General features: G+C 66.7%; 17 protein-coding genes. 12 read left to right on the forward strand and 5 right to left on the reverse strand.

Going from position 1 to position 20,903, the window contains the following annotated elements:
• Positions 1-44: 44 nt before the first annotated feature.
• Together D3H54_RS29730 and D3H54_RS29735 are read right to left on the reverse strand one after the other, a co-directional pair.
• Positions 45-2,375 carry a transglycosylase domain-containing protein gene (locus tag D3H54_RS29730; protein WP_149383220.1) on the reverse strand — a complete coding sequence of 777 codons (2,331 nt, stop codon included), beginning with the start codon at positions 2,373-2,375 and terminating at the stop codon, positions 45-47.
• Positions 2,376-2,520: 145 nt separating this feature from the next.
• Positions 2,521-2,955: a DUF5318 family protein gene (locus D3H54_RS29735; protein ID WP_047333912.1), complete on the reverse strand. Its 435-nt coding sequence runs from the start codon at positions 2,953-2,955 to the stop codon at positions 2,521-2,523.
• Positions 2,956-3,018: 63 nt separating this feature from the next.
• Here D3H54_RS29735 and D3H54_RS29740 point away from each other — a divergent pair, with 63 nt between their 5' ends.
• The 7 genes from D3H54_RS29740 (at position 3,019) to D3H54_RS29770 (ending at position 10,668) form a co-directional block, all read left to right on the forward strand.
• Entirely contained in the window at positions 3,019-3,921 is a 903-nt protein-coding gene (locus D3H54_RS29740; RefSeq protein WP_149383221.1) for a DUF1707 SHOCT-like domain-containing protein, read from the forward strand.
• A gap of 161 nt (positions 3,922-4,082) precedes the next feature.
• Entirely contained in the window at positions 4,083-4,628 is a 546-nt protein-coding gene (locus D3H54_RS29745) for a PadR family transcriptional regulator (protein ID WP_005142205.1), read from the forward strand.
• Between the two features lie 57 nt (positions 4,629-4,685).
• Complete coding sequence (locus tag D3H54_RS29750; protein WP_149383222.1) at positions 4,686-5,789, forward strand: inositol-3-phosphate synthase; 1,104 nt, start codon at positions 4,686-4,688, stop codon at positions 5,787-5,789.
• 77 nt (positions 5,790-5,866) lie between these two features.
• Positions 5,867-6,784, forward strand: coding sequence for an Rv0045c family esterase (locus D3H54_RS29755; protein WP_149383223.1), 918 nt, complete (start codon positions 5,867-5,869; stop codon positions 6,782-6,784).
• Between the two features lie 63 nt (positions 6,785-6,847).
• Complete coding sequence (locus tag D3H54_RS29760) at positions 6,848-8,917, forward strand: PhoX family protein (RefSeq protein WP_149383224.1); 2,070 nt, start codon at positions 6,848-6,850, stop codon at positions 8,915-8,917.
• A gap of 53 nt (positions 8,918-8,970) precedes the next feature.
• Positions 8,971-9,846, forward strand: a complete 876-nt coding sequence (locus D3H54_RS29765) for a recombinase family protein (protein ID WP_149383225.1) — start codon at positions 8,971-8,973, stop codon at positions 9,844-9,846.
• 36 nt (positions 9,847-9,882) lie between these two features.
• On the forward strand, positions 9,883-10,668 hold the full coding sequence (locus D3H54_RS29770) for an LLM class F420-dependent oxidoreductase (protein ID WP_149383226.1): 786 nt from the start codon (positions 9,883-9,885) through the stop codon (positions 10,666-10,668).
• A gap of 14 nt (positions 10,669-10,682) precedes the next feature.
• Here D3H54_RS29770 and D3H54_RS29775 read toward each other — a convergent pair whose 3' ends face one another.
• On the reverse strand, positions 10,683-11,855 hold the full coding sequence (locus D3H54_RS29775; protein WP_149383227.1) for a cytochrome P450: 1,173 nt from the start codon (positions 11,853-11,855) through the stop codon (positions 10,683-10,685).
• A gap of 113 nt (positions 11,856-11,968) precedes the next feature.
• Between D3H54_RS29775 and D3H54_RS29780 the strand changes: the two genes are divergently transcribed.
• The 4 genes from D3H54_RS29780 to D3H54_RS29795 all read left to right on the forward strand — a co-directional run bounded on the left by D3H54_RS29780 (position 11,969) and on the right by D3H54_RS29795 (position 15,734).
• Entirely contained in the window at positions 11,969-12,634 is a 666-nt protein-coding gene (locus D3H54_RS29780) for a GntR family transcriptional regulator (protein WP_149383228.1), read from the forward strand.
• Between the two features lie 44 nt (positions 12,635-12,678).
• Positions 12,679-14,472 carry an ABC transporter substrate-binding protein/permease gene (locus D3H54_RS29785; RefSeq protein WP_149383229.1) on the forward strand — a complete coding sequence of 598 codons (1,794 nt, stop codon included), beginning with the start codon at positions 12,679-12,681 and terminating at the stop codon, positions 14,470-14,472.
• Complete coding sequence (locus tag D3H54_RS29790) at positions 14,472-15,212, forward strand: amino acid ABC transporter ATP-binding protein (RefSeq protein WP_149383230.1); 741 nt, start codon at positions 14,472-14,474, stop codon at positions 15,210-15,212. The genes D3H54_RS29785 and D3H54_RS29790 overlap by 1 nt, the downstream gene beginning before the upstream one ends.
• A gap of 63 nt (positions 15,213-15,275) precedes the next feature.
• Positions 15,276-15,734, forward strand: a complete 459-nt coding sequence (locus tag D3H54_RS29795) for a MarR family winged helix-turn-helix transcriptional regulator (RefSeq protein ID WP_149383231.1) — start codon at positions 15,276-15,278, stop codon at positions 15,732-15,734.
• 44 nt (positions 15,735-15,778) lie between these two features.
• On the opposite strand, the gene ggh is transcribed toward D3H54_RS29795, so the two are convergent.
• Positions 15,779-17,119: a glucosylglycerate hydrolase gene (gene ggh / locus D3H54_RS29800; RefSeq protein WP_083117907.1), complete on the reverse strand. Its 1,341-nt coding sequence runs from the start codon at positions 17,117-17,119 to the stop codon at positions 15,779-15,781.
• 53 nt (positions 17,120-17,172) lie between these two features.
• Between ggh and D3H54_RS29805 the strand changes: the two genes are divergently transcribed.
• Positions 17,173-17,874, forward strand: coding sequence for an SDR family oxidoreductase (locus D3H54_RS29805; protein WP_149383232.1), 702 nt, complete (start codon positions 17,173-17,175; stop codon positions 17,872-17,874).
• 17 nt (positions 17,875-17,891) lie between these two features.
• Here the strand turns inward: D3H54_RS29805 and leuS are convergent, their stop codons facing one another.
• Positions 17,892-20,759: a leucine--tRNA ligase gene (leuS, locus tag D3H54_RS29810; RefSeq protein ID WP_149383233.1), complete on the reverse strand. Its 2,868-nt coding sequence runs from the start codon at positions 20,757-20,759 to the stop codon at positions 17,892-17,894.
• Positions 20,760-20,903: the final 144 nt, after the last annotated feature.

The following is a 20,903-nucleotide window of genomic DNA, read 5'->3' on the forward strand; positions in this document are numbered from 1 at the left end:
ATCCTCGGCCAGCGGTGCAGGTGAGACGGTGGGGCGGCCGTCGATCACGGCGGCGGAGGCAGCGGCGCGTTAGGGTCACCGCCACCCGGCGGGGGCGGTTCTGGTCCTCCCGGTGGCGGCGGCGGACCGCCGCCCGGCGGAATCGTGATGGTCGTCGGCGGTCCCAGCGGGATCGTGATGCCCGGTGCCACTTCGATACTGGGTTGGATGACCGTCTCCGACGGCGGCGCGGGCGGCGGAGGCGGCGGCGCCGGAACACCGGCGTATCCGCCGATTTCGGTCGGCTTGGGGAAGGACTCGTTGTCCGTACCCTTCAGCGCGCCGTCCATCGTGGCCTTCCAGATGTCCGACGGCAGGCCCGACCCGTAGACCGGTCCACCCGACGAGTTGACCAGCGGTTGCGTGCCGTCAGTGGTGCCGACCCACACGGCCGTCGACAACGACGGGGTGTAGCCGACCATCCATGCGTCACGGTTGGCGTCGGTGTCCCCGAGCTGATTGGTTCCGGTCTTGGCCGCCGACGCGCGACCACCCGCTAAGTTGTGCCCGCGCGAGTAGCCGGCGATGGGTTGCATCGCCGCGGTCACGTTGTCGGCGACTGCCTTTGGAATGCGTTGCTCGCCACTGTTGTCGGCGGTGCTGGCGTCGAAGAGTACCTCGCCGCGGGAGTTGACGACCTTCTGCACGAAGTGCGGCTTGTGGTAGACGCCCGAGTCGGCCAACGTGGCGTAGGCCGAAGCCATGTCGAGCACCCGCGACTGGTACTGGCCCAGGACCACACCGTTGTTCGGCGGGCCGCCCTTGCCGTCCTCGGACAGCGTGTGGTCCACGCCCGGGAAGCTTTCCGCGATACCGGCCCGGTGCGCGGCGTCGGCCACATCACTCGGGCCGTTCTTGAGCTTGAGCATCAGCCGGTAGTACGAGGTGTTCAACGAGCGCTTGAGCGCCTCCGCGATGTTGCAGACGCCGCAGCCCTCACCCTCGACGTTGGTGATCTTGATGCCGTTGACGGTGACCGGTGAGCTGTCGATCTGATAACCCAGCCCCATGCCCTGTTCGAGCGCGGCCACCAACGCGAACACCTTGAACGACGAACCGGTCGGCAGACCAGCCTGCGCGAAGTCGAAGCCCTGCGCGTCCGAGCCGCCGTAATAGGCCTTCACTCCACCGGTTTTCGGATCGATGGACACCACCGCCGAACGCATGTCCGGCATCTCGCCCTCGAGATACTTCGACACCGCGTCCTCGGCGGCCTTCTGCGCCTGCGGGTCGATCGTCGTGGTGATCTGCAGACCCTGGGTGTTCAGGGTCTGCTCATCGATGTTGAACAGGTCGAGCAGTTCCTTGGTCACCTGGCGTTCGATCAGACCGTTCGCCCCGGTGGTGACGTTGTTCGAGCGGGCCTGCTCCGGCGACACCGTCGGCGGGAAAACCTGTTGGGAACGCTCGTCCTTCGACAGCGCGCCCATCGACACCATGCCGTCGAGAACCCAGTTCCACCGCTTGGCCGCACCGTCGGGATCGATCGCCGGATCCAGGGTCGACGGCCGCTGGATCAGCGCGGCCAGCAGCGCACCCTCGGCGACGGTCAACTGCTCGACCGGCTTGTCGAAGTACGCCTTCGCCGCCGCCGCGATGCCATAGGCGCCGCGACCGAAATAGATGATGTTCAGATATGCCTGCAGCACTTGGTCTTTGGACCACTCGCCGGCCATCTTCGTGGAGATGACGAGTTCCTTGGCCTTGCGCACCACACCACCGACCCCGGAGCGGGCGTCACCGACGAGCGCGTTCTTCACATACTGCTGGGTGATCGTCGACCCGCCCTGCAGGTCGCCGCCGAACAGATTGTTCTTGAGTGCGCGGGCGAAGCCGGAGAACGAGAACCCCGGATTGCTGTAGAAGTCGCGGTCTTCGGCGGCCATCACCGCATTGCGGACCTGCACCGGTACCTGGTCGATGTTGACATCGACCCGGTTACCTTCCGGCGGAACGATTTTCGCCAGCTCGGAGCCGTCGCTGGCCAGGATCGTCGACACCTGGTTGGTGCGCAGGTCACCCGGCTGAGGCACCTTGACGATCAGGTAGGCCATGCCGAAGGTGATCAGCGGCAGCACGATCAACACCACGGCGGCCAGGTACAACGACCGGCGCACCCACTTCCAGTTGACCTGCTGGGAGAAGGTCGGCGGCTTGAACGGCGGCGGGCCACCCGGGCCGCCGGAGCCACCCGGGCGGCGCGGCGGGGGCGGCGGAAGCTTCGGCGGCGGAGTGCCGTCCAGAGCGGCCTTGACGACGTCCACCGGGTCACGCAGCGACGGCGGGGTGTCGCGGACCGGTTCGATGATCGACGTCAACCGGTCATCGGGAGGCACCTGCCGGCGGGGCGCCGATCGGGAGGGGCCAGAACCATCGCCCGCGGCGGCGAAGCGCGTTGTCGGTGGCTCGGAGCTACCGGACGCACTCTCGGCCCCTGATCCCGTGCGGTTGTCAGTGGCAGGCCGGTCGGGACGCCCTTCGCTATTCACTGGCCGTACGCGCGCCGGAGCGCGCCGTCTGGGTGCCACGGCGCCCTCGCGTCCCGTTGGTGGGACGCGGCGCTCCGAGCACGTAGGACTTGACCAGGTGATTCCACTCGCAGGTCCGGCATACCTCCACCACGTGTACCGAGAATTCGTCGAATCGAGTCGCCAGCAACACCAGCTCCTCGGCGGTGCGCGCGGATCCCGACACCGCACCCAGGTGATCGCCGAACACCCAGGACACCAATGTCAGCGGCTCCTTGCGGCAGATCGGGCACATCACCGAACTGGGCTTGCCGTGAAACTTGGCGGCGCGCAACAGATAGGGATTGGCGTCGCAGACCTCTGAAACCCCAGTTCGACCGGAGTACACCTCGGCCAGCAGGGAGCGTCGCCGGAGGGCGTAGTCCACCACCTGTCGCTGCAATCGCACGAGGACCAGAGTACGTCGGGGATCTGGGCAACGACACGCAACCGACTCGCGACGCCGCGGAATATGCGGCTGGTCTGCGCTCTTGGCGCCCGAACTCTTACGATCATCGCCGTGGCGACATCGCAGACGGCCAGCACGCGCGCCAAGGACACCGACCGCAACGACACGTGCCAGATTTTGGACACCGCGCTGTCCGAAGGGCAGCTGTCGATGACCGAGCATGGCCAGCGGGTGAAGGCGGCGACCACGGCGATGACACTGGGCGACTTGCGCGCGCTGGTGTCCGACCTCCAAACCGCGAACGCGCCGGTGCAGCTGCCCACGTTGAAGAAGCCGCGGCTGTCGGCGCCGGGGACCACTGGAAGCTGGGGCATCCGGCTCGCCATCATGGGAGTCTTGGTCGTGCTCGGCATCGGCATCGGCTGGGGGCTGTACGGCAACACCCCATCGCCGCTGAACTTCACCTCCGATCCGGGCGCCAAGTCCGACGGGGTGGCCCCGGTGGTGCTGACGCCGCCGCGCCAGCTGCATTCGCTGGGTGGGCTCACCGGCCTGCTCGAGCAGATGAAGAAGAAGTTCGGCAATACCGACGGCAACCGGCTGGTGGTCTATCCCGACTATGCGTCGCTGACCCGGCCGGACCCCAACGACGACCGTCGTGAACTCAACTACTCCTACCGCGGCGGCTGGGACGATCCGACCACCTCCGGGGCAAGCAACGACGCCAAGCTGGTGGACCTGAGCAAGTTCGACGCCAAAGCCGTCATCGGCGTTCTGCGCGGGGCGCCGGAGACGCTGAACATGAAGCCCGGCGACGTGAAGAGCACCTATCTGATCATCGAGCCCAGCCGCGACCAGACCGTGCCGGGGACGCTGACGATCTCGATCTATGTGTCGAGCGACTTCGGCAGCGGCTACATCCAGCTGAATCCCGACGGCTCGGAAAAGCAGATCAACTACCCGTAACGGGGCCCCTGCCGCGAGTGTGCGGCCCGATCCGGTTGTCACCGCGTGTCGCGGACGAATTCGCACGGTCGCGCGCACTGAAGTAGCGCCAAATATATCGCTCCGATACTATCGCCGGAGGTGTCGAAGTGTCGTAACGGCTGAGCAAAGGAGGTGACCCGATGCTGGAGCTTGCCATCTTGGGTCTTCTCCTCGAGTCCCCCATGCACGGCTACGAACTGCGCAAACGACTGACGGGTCTGCTCGGGGCGTTCCGTGCCTTCTCGTACGGCTCGCTGTACCCGGCGTTGCGCCGGATGCAGACCGACGGGTTGATCGTCGAGGACACCGCCCCCGCGGGAACCACGGTGTTGCGCCGTGCCCGCCGGGTGTACCAACTGACCGATGCCGGCCGCCAGCGGTTCGCCGAATTGGTGGCCGACACCGGCCCACAGAACTACACCGACGACGGCTTCGGTGTGCACCTGGCGTTCTTCAACCGCACACCGGCCGAGGCACGGATGCGGATTCTGGAAGGCCGCCGGCGCCAGGTGGAAGAACGTCGCGAAGGTCTGCGGGAGGCCATCGCCCGAGCGAGCAATTCGTTCGACCGCTACACGAAACAACTGCATCAGCTGGGCCTGGAGTCCAGCGAGCGGGAAGTCAAGTGGCTCAACGAGCTTATCGCCGCTGAGCGGGTGGCTCAGAGCCATCCAGATCAGGCCTGAGCGGCCGCCGAAGTACCTGAACAGCAGCCAGCAGAAGTACGAGTTAGGAGAACGTCCATGACGGAGCACAACGGAGCGTCGACAGATGTGCGGGTCGCCATTGTCGGCGTCGGCAACTGCGCGTCCTCACTGGTCCAGGGCGTGCAGTACTACCAGGACGCTGACGCGAACGCCACCGTTCCCGGCCTGATGCACGTGAAGCTCGGCCCGTACCACGTGCGCGACGTGAAGTTCGTCGCCGCGTTCGACGTCGACGCCAAGAAGGTCGGCTTCGACCTGTCCGAGGCGATCTTCGCGTCGGAGAACAACACGATCAAGATCGCCGACGTGCCGCCGACCGACGTCGTCGTGCAGCGCGGCCCGACCCTCGACGGCATCGGCAAGTACTACGCCGAGACCATCGAGATCTCCGACGAGCAGCCGGTCGACGTCGTCAAGGTCCTCAAGGACAACAAGGTCGACGTGCTGGTCTCCTACCTGCCGGTGGGCTCCGACGAGGCCGACAAGTTCTACGCGCAGTGCGCCATCGATGCCAAGGTCGCGTTCGTCAACGCCCTTCCGGTGTTCATCGCCTCGGACCCGGTTTGGGCCAAGAAGTTCGAAGACGCCGGTGTGCCGATCGTCGGCGACGACATCAAGAGCCAGGTCGGCGCGACCATCACCCACCGCGTGATGGCCAAGCTGTTCGAAGACCGCGGCGTCACGCTGGACCGCACGTATCAGCTGAACGTCGGCGGCAACATGGACTTCAAGAACATGCTCGAGCGTGAGCGCCTGGAGTCCAAGAAGGTTTCCAAGACCCAGGCCGTGACGTCGAACCTCACCGGCTCGCTGGCCGGCAAGGTCGAGGACAAGAACGTCCACATCGGCCCGTCGGACCACGTCGCGTGGCTCGACGACCGCAAGTGGGCCTACGTCCGGCTCGAAGGCCGCGCCTTCGGTGACGTGCCGCTGAACCTGGAGTACAAGCTCGAGGTGTGGGATTCGCCGAACTCGGCCGGCATCATCATCGACGCCGTGCGCGCCGCGAAGATCGCCAAGGACCGCGGTGTCGGCGGCCCGATCATCCCCGCGTCGGCCTACCTGATGAAGAGCCCGCCCAAGCAGCTGGCCGACGACATCGCCCGCACTGAGCTCGAGAAGTTCATCGCCGGCGAATAGTTTTCGCCGAGAGTGCGGTCAGATCCGGATGGGACGCCCCATCGCGATCTGGCCGCACTTTCGCGTTAGATGGCCATGTGATCTCCGATGACGAGCTGATCGGCCTCGACGAATTCGCCCTGCTGCCCGAGAACGCCGAGCAGGCCGGGGTCAGTGACGAGCTGCCGCCGGTCACCAGGATCGAGTCCGGCCCGATCAGTGCGCTGAAGTGGGGTGCCGAACCACCGCAGATCGTGTTTCTGCACGGCGGTGGGCAAAACGCCCACACCTGGGACACCGTCATCCTCGGCCTGGGCGTTCCGGCGCTGGCCATCGACCTACCCGGCCACGGCCGCTCGGCCTGGCGAGAAGACGGCGACTACGGCCCGCGGCTGAACGCCGACACACTGCGGCCCGTCCTGAGCGAATGGGCGCCCAGCCCACGACTGGTGGTCGGCATGTCGCTGGGGGGACTGACAGCGTTGCGCATCGCCACCGTCGAGCCGGCACTCGTTCCCGAACTGGTCCTCGTCGACGTCACACCATCGGCCCCGGAACGCCACGAACAGATGAGCCAGGCTCAGCTGGGCGCGGTCGCACTGACGCAAGGCGGACGCAATTTCCCGAGCTTCCAAGCCATGTTGGACGTCACGGTCGCAGCCTCGCCCACTCGAAGCCGGGAATCACTGCGCCGCGGCGTCTTTCACAACTCGAAGCAGCTCGACGATGGCACCTGGACCTGGCGCTACGACTCCTTCCGCAAGGGCGCCGACTCCGGCAGCGGGCTGCCGGAGTCGTTCGCCGGGCTGTGGAACGACGTGCCGTCGATCACGATGCCCACCACGCTGGTGCGGGGCGCCAATTCGTTCTTCGTCAACGACGAGGACGCTGACGAATTCGCCCGTACCGCACCGGGTTTCCAGCGCGTGATCATGGTCCCCGACTCCGGTCACTCCGTACAGGGTGACCAGCCACGCGCGCTCATCGACATCCTGCGCAACGTGCTCGCCAGCTGAGTTTGCTTGTTGTTCACCCGTTGATTCCCAGCTGATTCACAGCCGTGTCCTAGTTTCGGCCCCATGGCTCTGGTGCCGCTGAATCTGCTGATCAATCACGACGGACGCTCCGCTCGCCAGCGGATCACCTGCCGCTACCGCTGCGGTGACGCCTGTGCGCATCCGGCGCCGAACACGAGCGACAACGCCTACTTCGGTGACCTTGTCCGCGAGGCGACGACGCGCCGTTCGATCCTGAAGGCCGCCGGTGTCGCAGTGCTCGCCGTCGGCGCGGGCTCAGCGCTCGCGGCCTGTTCGACCGAGCCCACGCCAGTTGGCGATTCGGCCCCGCCGGCACCGCCGGCACCGAACCCCGGCATGAACTTCAGCGCGATTGCGCCCAACACCGAGGACGCCGTCGTCATCCCCCCGGGCTACCAGCAGGCGGTGGTGATCAGCTGGGGCGACCCGGTGCTGCCCGGCGCTCCTGCCTTCGATGTCACCAAGCAGAGCGCCACCGCGCAACGTCAGCAGTTCGGGTTCAACAACGACTTCGCCGGCTTGCTGCCGATCGACGGCTCCCCTGACCGCTATCTCCTCGTGGTGAACCACGAGTACACCACCGAGCGATTCATGTTCCCTGGATACGACGAAAAGCGGCCCACTCGTGAACAATTCGAGACCGCTCAGGCTGCGCACGGCCTGACCGTCGTCGAAGTCGAGCGCACCGCGAACGGGCTCAAGCCGGTGCTCGTTCCCTACAATCGCCGGATCACCGCAGACTCCCCCTTCACCCTCACCGGGCCGGCCGCCGGCAGCGAGTTCGTCAAGACCGCCGCCGACCCGGGCGGCCGTACGGTCAGCGGCACCATCAACAACTGCTCAGGCGGCGTCACACCCTGGGGCACCGTGTTGTCCGGTGAAGAGAACTTCAACTCCTACTTCGGCGCCGCCGACGGAGCGCAGGCATCCACCCCGATCGACGCCGACCGATGGAAGCGTTACGGCATCAAAATCAAACCCAGCGAACGGCTTTGGGAGACGTTCGATCCGCGGTTCGATCCCACCAAGACACCCAACGAGGTCAACCGTTTCGGCTACGTCGTCGAATTGAATCCGTGGGATCCGCGCTCCACTCCCGTCAAGCACACCGCGATGGGCCGCTTCAAACACGAGGCCGCCAACATCTACGTCACCCCGGATGGAACCGTGGTGGCCTACAGCGGCGACGACGAGCGCTTCGACTACATGTACAAGTTCGTCTCCGCCAAGAAGATTCAGCCCGGCCGCGATGCGGCGGCGATGGCCGCCAACATGACGATCCTCGACGAGGGCACGCTCTACGTCGCGAAACTCACCACCGACATCCCGGCCAACCAGATCGACGGCTCCGGCGCCCTGCCCGCCGCCGGCGCGTTCCGCGGGTCGGGGACGTGGCTCCCGTTGCTGCGCTCGGGGCCGGGTGGCGCCGCGGAGTCGTTGGTGCCCGGCATGACCCCACACGAGGTCGCGGTGTTCACCCGGTTCGCCGCCGACAAAGCCGGCGCCACCAAGATGGACCGGCCCGAAGACTTCGAAGCCAACCCGCGCACCGGCAAGCTCTATGTGGCCCTGACCAACAACAATGAGCGGGGAGCGCAGGGCAAGCCCGTCGCCGACGCACCGAATCCGCGCAACGACAACAAGAACGGCCAGGTTCTCGAGATCACCGACGACCACGCCGGCACCTCGTTCACCTGGGATCTGCTGCTGGTCTGCGGTGACCCCGCCGCGGCGGACACCTACTTCGGCGGTTTCGACAAGTCCAAGGTCAGCCCCATCTCCTGCCCGGACAATCTCGCCTTCGACAAGCACGGCAACCTGTGGATCGCCACCGACGGCAACGCGCTGTCCTCCAACGACGGCCTCTTCGCCGTCGCGCTCGAAGGGCCCAATCGTGGTGAGACACGCCAATTCCTGACCGTGCCGATCGGCGCGGAGACCTGCGGACCGATCGTGCTCGACGACCTCGTCACCGTGTCGGTGCAGCATCCTGGCGAGCACGATGACAACAGCATCGACGATCCGTTGTCCAACTGGCCCGAGGGCGGCAACGGCACCGCGCGCCCATCGATCGTGGCGGTGTGGAAGCCCGATGGGAATATCGGCGCCTGAATCGAGTTTGCCAAGAGGATTTGGGCCGCTCGACGGTTGGCTACATTCCGGAGATGACGGTCATTGATCGTACGTTCGTCGGATACGCGCGCTGCTCGATGGATGAGCAAGACCTCGTCGAGCAGCGCCAGCGCCTTCGCGAGCTCGGTGTCGGCGACGACCGGATCTACATTGACCAGGCGCTGACCGGCACGGACACCGAACGGCCGGCTCTGGATCAGGCGCTCGCGGCGGTGCACCCCGGTGACACGCTGGTCGTGTCGAAGCTGGACCGGCTCGCCCGATCGGTAGCCGACGCACGCGCCATCGGCGAAACTCTCGCCGGTCGCGGCGGCACCTTGTCCCTCGGTGAGCAGCGGTACGACCCGGCCGAACCGCTGGGCAACATGTTCTTCGGGATACTTGCCACCGTGGCCGAGTTCGAGGTCGACGTACTGCGAACGCGATCGCGTGAAGGCCTCACCGGACTGACGACGCGCGACGAGACGGTGGCGCGCCTTGGCGCCGCGCTCGAATTCCCCCGAGTTCACGGACCGCACCTCGGCGTCTTGTACTGCGACATCGACAATTTCGATGCGATCAACAACGCCTGGGGCCGCTCCTTCGGTGACGTCGTGCTGGCCACCCTGGCGGTGCGGATTCGCCAATGCGTCCGCCAAGGCGACACCGTCGGGCGAATCGGTGATGACGAGGCCCTGCTGCTGTTGCCGGGCGTCCACAGCCTCGCCAACGTTGCCCAGGTCGCGGAGAAGATCCGCAGCCGGGTCGCCGAACCGATCAGTCACTCCGGCGTGACGGTCAACGCAACGATGAGTATCGGTGCCACGCTGGCCATTACCGGTGAAACAGCGGAGGCGCTGACAGCCCGGGTGATGTCGGCGATGCGCAGCGCCCAACAGGCCGGCCGGAACACCGTCGCCTGCATCTGAACGATCGCCCTCCGCAGAAGCCCCTAGGCTGGCTTCATGACCTACCCCATCCGAATCGGCGTGCAACTGCAGCCGCAGCATGCCCCCGACTACAACCAGATCCGCGATGCCGTCCGCCGCTGTGAAGACATCGGCGTCGACGTGGTCTTCAACTGGGACCACTTCTATCCGCTGTACGGCGACCCCGACGGTGCGCACTTCGAATGCTGGACCATGTTGGGCGCGTGGGCTGAGCAGACCTCGCGGGTCGAAATCGGCGCGCTGGTCTCCTGCAACTCCTACCGCAATCCCGAGCTGCTGGCCGATATGGCCCGCACCGTCGACCACATCTCGGGCGGGCGGCTGATCCTCGGCATCGGCTCGGGGTGGAAGCAGAAGGACTACGACGAGTACGGCTATGAGTTCGGCACCGCCGGCAGCCGCCTCGACGACCTCGCGGGCGCACTGCCGCGTATCAAGTCCCGGCTGGCCAACCTGAATCCTGCTCCGACTCGCGAGATCCCGATCCTCATCGGCGGTCAGGGTGAGAAGAAGACGCTGCGCCTGGTCGCCGAGCACGGCGACATCTGGCACGGATTCACCAACGCCGAGACCTACCCCGGCAAGGCCGAGGTGCTCGACCGGCACTGCTCGGACGTCGGCCGCGACCCGGCCAAGATCGAACGGTCATCGGGTGTCGAGGGCCGCGATCACGACACCATCGTCGCCAACGCCGAGGCACTCACCGGACTGGGCGTGACCCTGCTGACGGTCGGCTGCGACGGACCGGACTACGACCTCGGCGCCGCCGAGGCGCTGGTGCGCTGGCGCGACAGCCGGTAGAGCCGACCACCTCGCTAACAGGGATCGAATTCCAGCGGCAACGATTCCAGGCCGAAAGTGCCGGCGGGCCACAATGTGGTGGCCTCGCCGGCCAACCGGTAATCCGGGATGCGCGCGTGGAATTCCTCGATGGTGAGCCGTAATTCGCGGCGCGCCAGGTGCGAACCCAGGCACCGGTGAATGCCGCCGCCGAATCCGAGGTGCACGGCCTTGGCGTTGAGGTCCATCTCATTGGCGGTGTGGGCGTACGGCCCGTCTCGGTTGGCGGTGAACAGCATCAGCATGACGTGGGAATTCGCCGGGATCGTCACCCCTTCGACCTCGACGTCGGCGGTCGTCACGCGCGGCACGCCGGGCACCGGGCCGTCGAGACGCAGCACCTCTTCGATGAACGGTGGAATCAACGACGGATCCCCGATCAACCGGTGCCGCAACGCCGGATCGTTGGCCATGTTGAGCAACGCGAAGCCGATGGCACCGGTGACGGTGTCGAGCCCGGCCAGGATGATCAGGAAGCACAAGCCCAGAATCTCGGTATCGGTCCACGCCTCGTCGCCGTCGAGGGCCAGGATGTTGCTGAGCATATCGTCGCCCGGGTGGCTGCGCTTGACCTCCAGCTGCTCGGCCAGGAAGCCGAAAAGCGCAATGCTGCAATCGATTACCGACTGTGACTGCTCGCTGCCCAGTGACGCGATATCGGCACCTTTGATGATCCCGCTGACCCAGCCGAGGAACCTGGGCAAGTGCTCCAGTGGCAGCCCGAACAGCGTCAGGATGGCCTGGGTGGGGAACTTGTAGGACAGGTCCGCCACGACATCGCAGCGGCCGAGCGGGGCGAACTTGTCGATATGGCCGCGCAACTGCGTACGCAGTTCCCCGTCCATCGCTTCCATGCGTTTGGGTCCGAACATCGGGTCCAGAACCCGCCGGTAGTCCGCGTGCTTGGGCGGATCGATCGCGATCGGGATCATCGAGATGGCGTTGGCCACGCCGTCGAAGGCCTTCGCCGAGGAGAACAACTCGGGGTGCTTCTGGGCGAAGCGGACCCCCTCGTAGCTGGTGATCAACCACATCTTGCCGACCCGGTACACCGGGCCCGGTTTACGCAGGTGGTCCACCGCCGCCGTGCGCCCACTCGGGACCGGTGTAGCCGCGTAATAGCCGTCGGGCATTTCCGTCGTCGTCATTGTCGGAGAGTAACGAGACTCACAGTCTCGTTACCTCATATTGCGCGAGATACCCGCAAGTAACCGGGAGGATTGCGACGAGTGCACGGCTTCTGGACACCCCGGAGAGGGAAATGCCCAAACGCTATGGGGTCAAAGAGAAGGACCTCGTTGTTGCCCACATCCAGGACATGCTGCTCGCCGGGCGGCTGAGGTCGGGAGATCGGGTGGACCGCAACAAGATCACCGCTGCCCTGGGGCTGAGCCGGGTGCCCGTCCAGGAGGCCCTCAACCAGCTCGAGCACGACGGCATCCTGGAGTCCCGCTATCACCGCGGAGCGTTCGTCCATCGCTTCGATGCCGACGTCCTGCGCGAACACCATGAAGTGCACGGCCTGCTGACCGGCGCGGCGGCCGCGCGGGCCGCCGCCAATCCTCGCCCAGAGGTCCTCGACCGGCTCGCCGAGCCGATGGCCGTCATGCGCGCCTCATCCGACTCGCCTGCCTTCCTCAACGCCGCCGACCTCTTCCGGAATATCGTCCTCGACGAGTACGCCGGTCCGCGACTGAGCGCAGCCATTCGGGCATCGCGCGGGTTCATGCCCCGCGAATTCTGGGCCACCTACCCGTACACGGTGAACCAGCTCCTGCCGCTGGCCGAGACCGAACACACCGCAATCCACCGCCGCAATCCGTCTGCCGCACGGCAGGCCTGCCTGGACCGCACCGACCTGATGGCCGACGTGCTCATCGCGGAACTTCACCGGACGGGGGTGCTCGCCGACTTGGATTCCGTCTGATCGCAAGGCGCGCCGGGATTGCTGGGGGCAGTACCTTGCTAGAGATGGCTGTTCACTGCGACCGGACACCGCGGGCCGGCATACGTCTGGCGGCACTGTTCTCAGTCCTGTTGATGATCGCCGGTCTGGTGGCCGCCGCGCCGGCGGGTGCAGACCAGTGCGCACCGCCCGGAGTCGGGTCGGCCAGTGCGCTGCCGACGAACCTCGCCGCCGCGGCCAAGGGACCGGACGAGGACAAATACACCACCGCCACCGTGCAGCCGCTGCCGTCGATCAACCGTGAGGCGCTCGGATTGATCACGCCCGGCACGCTGACGGTCGGCACGCTGTCGGATGCGCCGCCGAGTATCTGCATCGACTCGAAGGGACAGTTCACCGGGTTCGACAACGAACTGCTGCGGGCGATCGCCGACAAGCTCGGCCTGAAGATCTCGTTCGTCGGCACCGAGTTCTCCGGTCTGCTCGCCCAAGTGGCCGCCCGCCGCTTCGACGTCGGGTCGTCATCGATCACCACCACCGACGCGCGCCGGCGCACCGTGGGCTTCACCAACGGCTATGACTTCGGCTACTTCTCCCTCGTGGTGCCGTCCGGCTCGCCGATCACCGGGTTTCAACAGCTCGGCCCCGGCCAGCGAATCGGCGTGGTTCAGGGCACCGTTCAAGAGGCCTACCTCGTCGACACGCTGCACCTGGAACCGGTGAAGTTTCCGGACTACAACACCGTCTACGCCAGCCTGAAGACCCGCCAGATCGACGCGTGGGTGGCGCCCTCGCAGCAGGCGGTCGGCACAGTCAAGCCCCGCGATCCGGCCCAGATCGTCGAAAACACCTTCAGCTTGGACAATTTCGTCGCCTACGCCGTCGCCAACGAGAACAAGCCGTTGATCGACGCGCTCAACTCCGGCTTGGACGCCGTGATCGCCGACGGCACCTGGTCGAAGCTCTACTCGGAGTGGGTGCCGCGGGCATTGCCGCCGGGCTGGAAGCCGGGCTCGAAAGCCGCACCGGTTCCGCAGCTGCCCGACTTCGCCGCGATCGCCGCCGCACACGAGAAACCCGCGTCCGTCGGGTCGGCACCGAAATCGGTGCTGACCCAGCTGCGGGAGTCGTTCCTGGATTGGGACCTCTACAAGAAGGCCATCCCAGACCTGTTGACCACCGGGTTGCCCAACACGTTGATCCTGACGATCTGCGCCAGCGTGATCGGACTGCTGCTCGGCATGGTGCTGGCCGTGGCCGGGATCTCCCGGTCACGGTGGCTGCGCTGGCCGGCCCGGGTCTACACCGACATTTTCCGCGGGCTGCCCGAGGTGGTGATCATCCTGCTGATCGGCCTGGGCATCGGGCCGGTCGTGGGTGGCATCACCGGCAACAATCCCTTCCCGCTCGGCATCGCCGCGCTCGGGCTGATGGCCGCGGCCTACATCGGCGAGATCTTCCGCTCCGGCATCCAGAGTGTGGATGCCGGGCAGCTGGAGGCGTCGCGCGCGCTCGGATTCAGCTACTCCTCGTCGATGCGGTTGGTGGTGGTTCCGCAGGGCATCCGCCGGGTGCTGCCCGCCCTGGTGAACCAGTTCATCTCGCTGCTCAAAGCGTCGTCGCTGGTGTACTTCCTGGGTCTGGTGGCCAGCCAGCGCGAGCTGTTCCAAGTGGGCCGCGATCTCAATGCCCAGACCGGCAACCTATCGCCGTTGGTGGCGGCCGGCCTGTTCTACCTGTTGCTGACGATCCCGTTGACGCACCTCGTCAACTACATCGACGCCCGACTGCGCCGCGGCCGAACGCAACCCGACGAGGATCCGCTGGCCCCGAGCACAACGAGCCAGGAGATGGTGTGATGGCCTCGCTTCCCGAACCGGTTTCGTTGGCCTGCAAGGATATTCACCTCGCCTTCGGTACCAACAAGGTGTTGCGCGGCGTGGATCTCGACGTGCCCGCCGGCGCCACGACGGCGGTCATCGGCCCGTCGGGGTCGGGCAAATCCACGTTGCTGCGCACGCTCAACCGGCTCTACGAACCGGACCGCGGGGACATCCTGCTCGACGGCAAGTCGGTGCTGCACGACGATCCCGACGCGCTGCGCCAACGCATCGGCATGGTGTTCCAGCAGTTCAACCTCTTCCCGCATCGCAGCGTGGTGGACAATGTCGCGCTCGGGCCACGCAAGCTCAAGCGGCTGTCGGCCGACGAGTCCCGCGCGTTGGCGCTCGCTCAGCTGGACCGGGTCGGTTTGAAGCACAAGGCCGAGGTGCGGCCGGCCACGCTGTCCGGTGGTCAGCAGCAGCGGGTCGCGATCGCGCGGGCGCTGGCGATGGCGCCGCAGGTGATGTTCTTCGACGAGGCCACCTCGGCGCTCGACCCTGAACTGGTCAAGGGCATCCTGGCGCTGATCGCCGAGCTGGGTTCGGACGGGATGACGATGGTCGTGGTCACCCACGAGATGGGGTTCGCCCAGTCGACGGCGGACTCGGTGGTCTTCATGGACTACGGCCAGGTGATCGAATCCGGGCCGCCCGATCAGATCTTCAGCGCCGCCGAGACCGAGCGTCTGCAGCGTTTCCTGTCGCAAGTTATCTAACTCGGGCGCGTAAAACCGCGTATCGCGCGGTTGACAACCGCGGACAGGTTAGACTAGCGAACTATGATTGAGGCCGAGCCGCAGGTCACTGACCTGTCCGGGGACCTGCAGCGGGTCCTATCGAAGCTCTTTTCGGTCCTTCGCCGCGCCGACACCAAGTCCACCACCGCCGGCGCCGACCTCACCCTGGCACAGCTGTCCATCCTGCTGACCCTGCTGGATCAGGGTCCGATCCGGATGACCGAGCTGGCCGCACGCGAACGGGTGCGCACCCCGACCACCACGGTGGCGATCCGCCGGCTGGAAAAACTCGGGCTGGTCAAGCGGTCGCGTGACCCCTCGGACCTGCGGGCCGTTCTCGTCGAGGTCACGCCCCAGGGGCTGGTGCAGCACCGCGAAGCGCTGGCGGTCCGGCGGGCCAACCTGGCCGCGTTGCTCTCGAAGCTGAGCGACGAGGAACGCGAGACCTTGGCCAAGGCGCTGCGACCGCTGGAGCGGTTGGCCGACCAGGCGCAGAGCTAGAGGGATCTAGCCCCCGGCGGGCAGGAGCGCAGCGACTCGGGGATCTAGCCCAGCCAGTCGAGGACCGCGGCCGCGGTCCAGGACTGTTGCATGCTGCCCAGCGGCTCGCCGGTGAACGGCTCGTAATACTCGGCGAAGGTGCCGTCGCTGGCCTGCCGAAGACCTTCCTGCCGGAGCAGCAACGACCGCTCCGACCATCCGCGACGCGCGAACGCCCACGAGAACAGCCACGTCAACACCGGCCAGACCGGCCCGCGCCAATACTCGCGCGGCCGAAAGTCCTTGGACACCGGCGACGTCGACGGGATCACCGCGTACCGCAGATCCGGGTGCCCGCAGAACCGCGGGCCCTCCAGGACCCGCAGCAAGGCCCGTTCCCGGTCGTGCGGCAGGCCGCCGCACAGCAGTGGCGCGAACTGCGCGGCGGTCTCCGTCGCAATCCACTTGTCCGCTCGTACGTCGAAATCGCGCGCGGCACCGGTCCGTTGATCGGTCGTCTCGACGACGCCGGTCCGGAACCGCTCGGCCCACGAATACAGGTCACGGACATCGGCGTTGGGCCGCTTGTAATCCTCGCCGATATTGGCCAGCACATCGCACGCGACCGCGAAAATCGCTGAGACGAAGACGTCTTCGACGGCGAAGCTCATCACCTTCGGCAGCAGATCGTCGTCGTAGCGGACCGACTTCATCTCCTCGAGCAGCCACAGATACCGGTCGTACTCGGTGTCCGACGGGCGCTGGCTGGCGTCGGTGACGATGTGCGTGTCCTCGCGCTGATACTCCGGGAGGTTCCCGGGAATCACGTTGGCGTAGGCGGAGTCCCAGCGCGGCGAGTTGTCCATCCCGGACTCCCAGCCGTGATACAGCGTGACGCGACCGTGCTCGTTCTGATCGCGAGCCTCGGCCAGCCAGCGGTGCCAGCGCACCAGGTCCGGCCACCGTCGGTCCAGAAACGACTCGGCGACGGCACGGGTGGAACGGCCCCTGGTGCGGGCGCGGTCCAGAATGCGTTGCACCGCAATGGCATGCACCGGCGGCTGGGTGATCCCCGACGTGTGCCGGGTGCGCGGGGCGTGCGCCGCCAGCGCCGACGTGGCCCACCGGGCCGGGCCTGGGAAGTACCCGTCGACGCCGTTGGCGAACACGATGTGCGGGATCATCCCGTTGGTCCACTGCGCCGACAGCAGGGTGTCCAGTTCGACGACCGCGCGCTCGACACTCAGCGGAGCCAGGCCGACGGCGACGAACGCGGCGTCCCAACTCCACATGTGCGGGTAAAGCAGCGGCGCCGCGGAGGTCATCACACCCAGGTCGTTACCGCGCAGAAGGTAGGCCGCGCGGGCCGCCAACTGAGTCGGGCCGAAGCTCGGGTCGTATGCCACGCGTTCATTCTGCGGCGCGAACCTGCGAAACGCAGATCGGTAGGGTCAGTGACATGGCGATCGATGGGCAGGAGCGAAGCGACCCGGGTAAGAAAACAGCGTTGATCACCGGCGCCAGTGGCGGGATCGGATCGGCCATCGCCGATGCCCTGGCCCCCACCCACACCCTGCTGCTGGCGGGACGTCCGTCCGATCGTTTGGACGCCGTCGCCGCCCGTCTCGGTGCCACCACCTGGCCGTTGGACCTCACCGATCCGGACGGGATCGAGGCCGCCGCCGAGCCGCTCGCCGAATTGGACGTGCTGGTCCACAACGCCGGCGTCGCATACCCGGGCCGGTTCGACGACTCGACGCCCGAGCAGTGGCGGGCCTGTTTCGAGGTCAACGTGACCGGCGCCGTCGCCCTCACCCAGGCGCTGCTGCCCGCGCTGCGCGCGGCGCGCGGGCACGTCGTGTTCATCAACTCCGGCGCCGGACTGAACGCCTCGCCGGGCCTGGCCGCATACTCGGCGAGCAAGTTCGCCCAGCGGGCGTTCGCCGATTCACTGCGCGCCGACGTTCCCGAGTTGAGGGTCACCAGCGTGCACCCCGGCCGGGTCGACACCGAGATGCAGCAGGACCTGGTCGCCTACGAAGGCGGGCAGTACGACCCGGCGAAGTTCCTCAAGCCGGAGACCGTCGCGCGAATCGTCGCCGAGGTGATCGCCAGCCCGCCCGACGCACACACCCATCAGGTGGTGGTCCGGCCCCGGTGATGTGGGCGCCGAAACCGCTAGACGACGAGGTTCACCAGCCGGCCCGGCACCACGATGACCTTCTTCGGGGTGGCACCGGCCAGGAAGGCCTGGACCTTCTCGTCGGCGAGCGCGGCCGCTTCGAGGCCGGCCTTGTCCGCATCCGCGGCCACGGTGATGCGTCCGCGGACCTTGCCGTTGACCTGCACCGGGTACTCGACGGTGTCGGTGACCAGGTACTGCGGATCGGCCACCGGAAAAGGTCCGTGCGCCAACGACGTCGAATGGCCCAGCCGCTGCCAGAGTTCCTCTGCCAGGTGCGGTGACAGCGGCGCGACCATCAGCACCAGCGGCTCCAGCGCCGCCCGCGCACTGACGCCCTCCTTGGTGAGGTGGTTGGTGTACTCGATCAGCTTGGCGGCGGCGGTGTTGTTGCGCAGGGCCGCGAAGTCCTCGGACACGCCCTCGATCGTCCGGTGCAACAGCCGCAGCGTCTCCTCGTCCAGCGCCTCATGCTCGGAAGCCCTTGTCTCACCGGTGGACTCGTCGACCACAAGCCGCCACACCCGCTGCAGGAACCGGTAGGCGCCGACAACGTCCTTGGTCGCCCAGGGCCGAGACGCCTCCAGCGGGCCCATCGACATCTCGTACACCCGCAGCGTGTCCGCGCCGTAGCCGTCGCAGATCTCATCCGGGGAGATCGAGTTCTTCAGGCTCTTGCCGATCTTGCCGAACTCCTGGAACACCTCTATTTCGCCGTCCTCACCGGGCAGGAAGAACTTGCCGTCCCGCTCCACGACGTCGGCGGCCGCCACGTAAGCACCGCGGGAGTCGGTGTAGGCGAACGCCTGGATGTAACCCTGGTTGACCAGGCGGCGGTACGGCTCGCGAGAGCTGACATGTCCGAGGTCGTGCAGCACCTTGTGCCAGAAGCGGCAATACAGCAGGTGCAGCACCGCGTGCTCGACACCGCCGACGTAGACGTCCACTCCCCCGGGGTCGTCCGGGCCGTGCTCGGCCGGCCGCGGACCCATCCAGTATTGCTCGTTCTCCTTGGCGCAGAACGTATCCGGGTTGTGCGGGTCCGCGTAGCGCAGCTCGTACCAGGAGCTGCCCGCCCACTGCGGCATCACGTTGGTGTCGCGGGTGTAGGTCTGCAGGCCGTCACCCAGATCCAGCTCGACGTGCACCCACTCGTCCGCTTTGTTCAGCGGCGGGGACGGTTCGCTGTCGGCGTCGTCCGGGTCGAACATCACCGGCGAGTAGTCGGCGATGTCGGGCAGTTCCACCGGAAGTGCCGATTCGGGCAGCGGGTGCGCCCGGCCGTCGGCGTCGTACACGATCGGGAACGGCTCGCCCCAGTACCGCTGCCGCGCGAAAAGCCAGTCACGCAGTTTGTATTCGACGCGGGCGCGGCCGCGGCCGTCCGCCTCCAGCCGCTCGGTGATCGCCTTCTTGGCGTCCTGGACGGTCAGGCCGTCGAGGTACTGCGAGTTCACCAGCGCACCGTCACCGGAATACGCGGCCTCGGCGATGTCGCCGCCCGAGATCACTTCCACAATCGGCAGGCCGAACTCTCCTGCGAACTCCCAGTCGCGCTGGTCGTGCCCCGGCACGGCCATGATCGCGCCGGTGCCGTAGCCGACCAGGACGTAATCGGCGATGAATACCGGAACTTGTTGTCCGTCAGCCGGATTGGTCGCATACGTGCCGAGGAAGACGCCGGTCTTGGTCTTGTTCTCCTGGCGTTCCAGGTCGGACTTGGCCGCGATCGAGCGCCGATAGGCCGCCACCGCCGCGGCCGGGGTGTCGGCACCGTTGGTCCACCGCGGGTCCACCCCGTCGGGCCACTGCGCGGCGGTGAGTTGGTCGACCAGTTCGTGCTCGGGAGCCAGCACAAGGTAGGTCGCGCCGAACAGGGTGTCGGGCCGGGTGGTGAAGACCTCGATGTCCGCGCCGTCGGCGTCGAACAGCACCGACGCCCCGGTGGATCGGCCGATCCAATTGCGCTGCATGGTCTTGACCTTCTCCGGCCAATCCAGCACCTCGAGGTCGTCGAGCAGCCGATCGGAGTAGGCGGTGATGCGCATCATCCACTGCCGCAACCGCTTCCGGAAGACCGGGAAATTGCCGCGCTCGCTGCGACCGTCGGAGGTGACCTCCTCGTTCGCCAGCACGGTGCCCAGCCCCGGGCACCAGTTCACCAGCGAATCGGCCAGGTAGACCAGGCGGTAGCCGTCGATGACATCGGCTCGCTCACTCTTGGACAGGGTGGACCACTGCCTGCCGTCCTCGAGAGTGCGCGCACCGGAATCGAATTCGGCCACCAGATCGGCGATCGGGCGGGCCTTGTTCTGTTCGGCGTCGAACCAGGCGTTGTAGATCTGCAGGAAGATCCACTGGGTCCACTTGTAGAAGTCCACGTCGGTGGTCGAGAAACTGCGCCGCTGGTCGTGACCCAGGCCGAGCCTGCCCAGCTGGCGGCGGAAGTTGACGATATTGGCCTCGGTGCGGATCCGCGGATGGGTGCCGGTCTGGATCGCATACTGCTCGGCGGGTAGGCCGAATGCATCGAAACCCAACGCGTGCAACACATTGCGCCCGGTCATGCGGAAGTAGCGCGCATACACATCGGTGGCGATGTAGCCCAGCGGATGCCCGACGTGCAGGCCCTCACCGGAGGGGTAGGGAAACATGTCCTGGACGAACATCTTGTCGTCGGGAACGGCCGAGCCGTCGGCGGGTGCCAGCGACCCGACCGGGTTCGGCACATTGAAGGTGCCCCACGACTGCCAGTTGTCCTGCCAGGTGCGCTCGATCCGTCCGGCCAGCTCGGCGGTGTAGCGGAACCGCGGGGTGTCGGCGTCTGCGCTGCCCTGCGGTGCGGCGGTCGGGGTGTCGGTCACGAACACAGGGTATAAGGGCCGTTCACGGGTCCACCCCCGCGATAGCGCTGTGTGACCCCGGTCGCACCCTGTGCAACGGCCCGGTCTCGGATGGATTGCAGTGCGGTCGACGGTTGGTTCCAGCTCTGTTCCAGCCCTATCCGC

Source organism: Mycobacterium sp. ELW1, from assembly GCF_008329905.1.
Classification (GTDB): Bacteria; Actinomycetota; Actinomycetes; order Mycobacteriales; family Mycobacteriaceae; genus Mycobacterium.

Bases quoted from the DNA above. Each gene is read 5' to 3' on its own strand.
- D3H54_RS29760 (WP_149383224.1), top strand. From the start codon at position 6,848: ATGGCTCTGGTGCCGCTGAATCTGCTGATCAATCACGACGGACGCTCC.
- D3H54_RS29740 (WP_149383221.1), top strand. From the start codon at position 3,019: ATGCGGCTGGTCTGCGCTCTTGGCGCCCGAACTCTTACGATCATCGCC.
- D3H54_RS29770 (WP_149383226.1), top strand. From the start codon at position 9,883: ATGACCTACCCCATCCGAATCGGCGTGCAACTGCAGCCGCAGCATGCC.
- D3H54_RS29765 (WP_149383225.1), top strand. From the start codon at position 8,971: ATGACGGTCATTGATCGTACGTTCGTCGGATACGCGCGCTGCTCGATG.
- D3H54_RS29745 (WP_005142205.1), top strand. From the start codon at position 4,083: ATGCTGGAGCTTGCCATCTTGGGTCTTCTCCTCGAGTCCCCCATGCAC.
- D3H54_RS29780 (WP_149383228.1), top strand. From the start codon at position 11,969: ATGCCCAAACGCTATGGGGTCAAAGAGAAGGACCTCGTTGTTGCCCAC.
- D3H54_RS29795 (WP_149383231.1), top strand. From the start codon at position 15,276: ATGATTGAGGCCGAGCCGCAGGTCACTGACCTGTCCGGGGACCTGCAG.
- D3H54_RS29785 (WP_149383229.1), top strand. From the start codon at position 12,679: ATGGCTGTTCACTGCGACCGGACACCGCGGGCCGGCATACGTCTGGCG.
- D3H54_RS29790 (WP_149383230.1), top strand. From the start codon at position 14,472: ATGGCCTCGCTTCCCGAACCGGTTTCGTTGGCCTGCAAGGATATTCAC.
- D3H54_RS29775 (WP_149383227.1), bottom strand. From the start codon at position 11,855: ATGACGACGACGGAAATGCCCGACGGCTATTACGCGGCTACACCGGTC.
- D3H54_RS29750 (WP_149383222.1), top strand. From the start codon at position 4,686: ATGACGGAGCACAACGGAGCGTCGACAGATGTGCGGGTCGCCATTGTC.
- D3H54_RS29805 (WP_149383232.1), top strand. From the start codon at position 17,173: ATGGCGATCGATGGGCAGGAGCGAAGCGACCCGGGTAAGAAAACAGCG.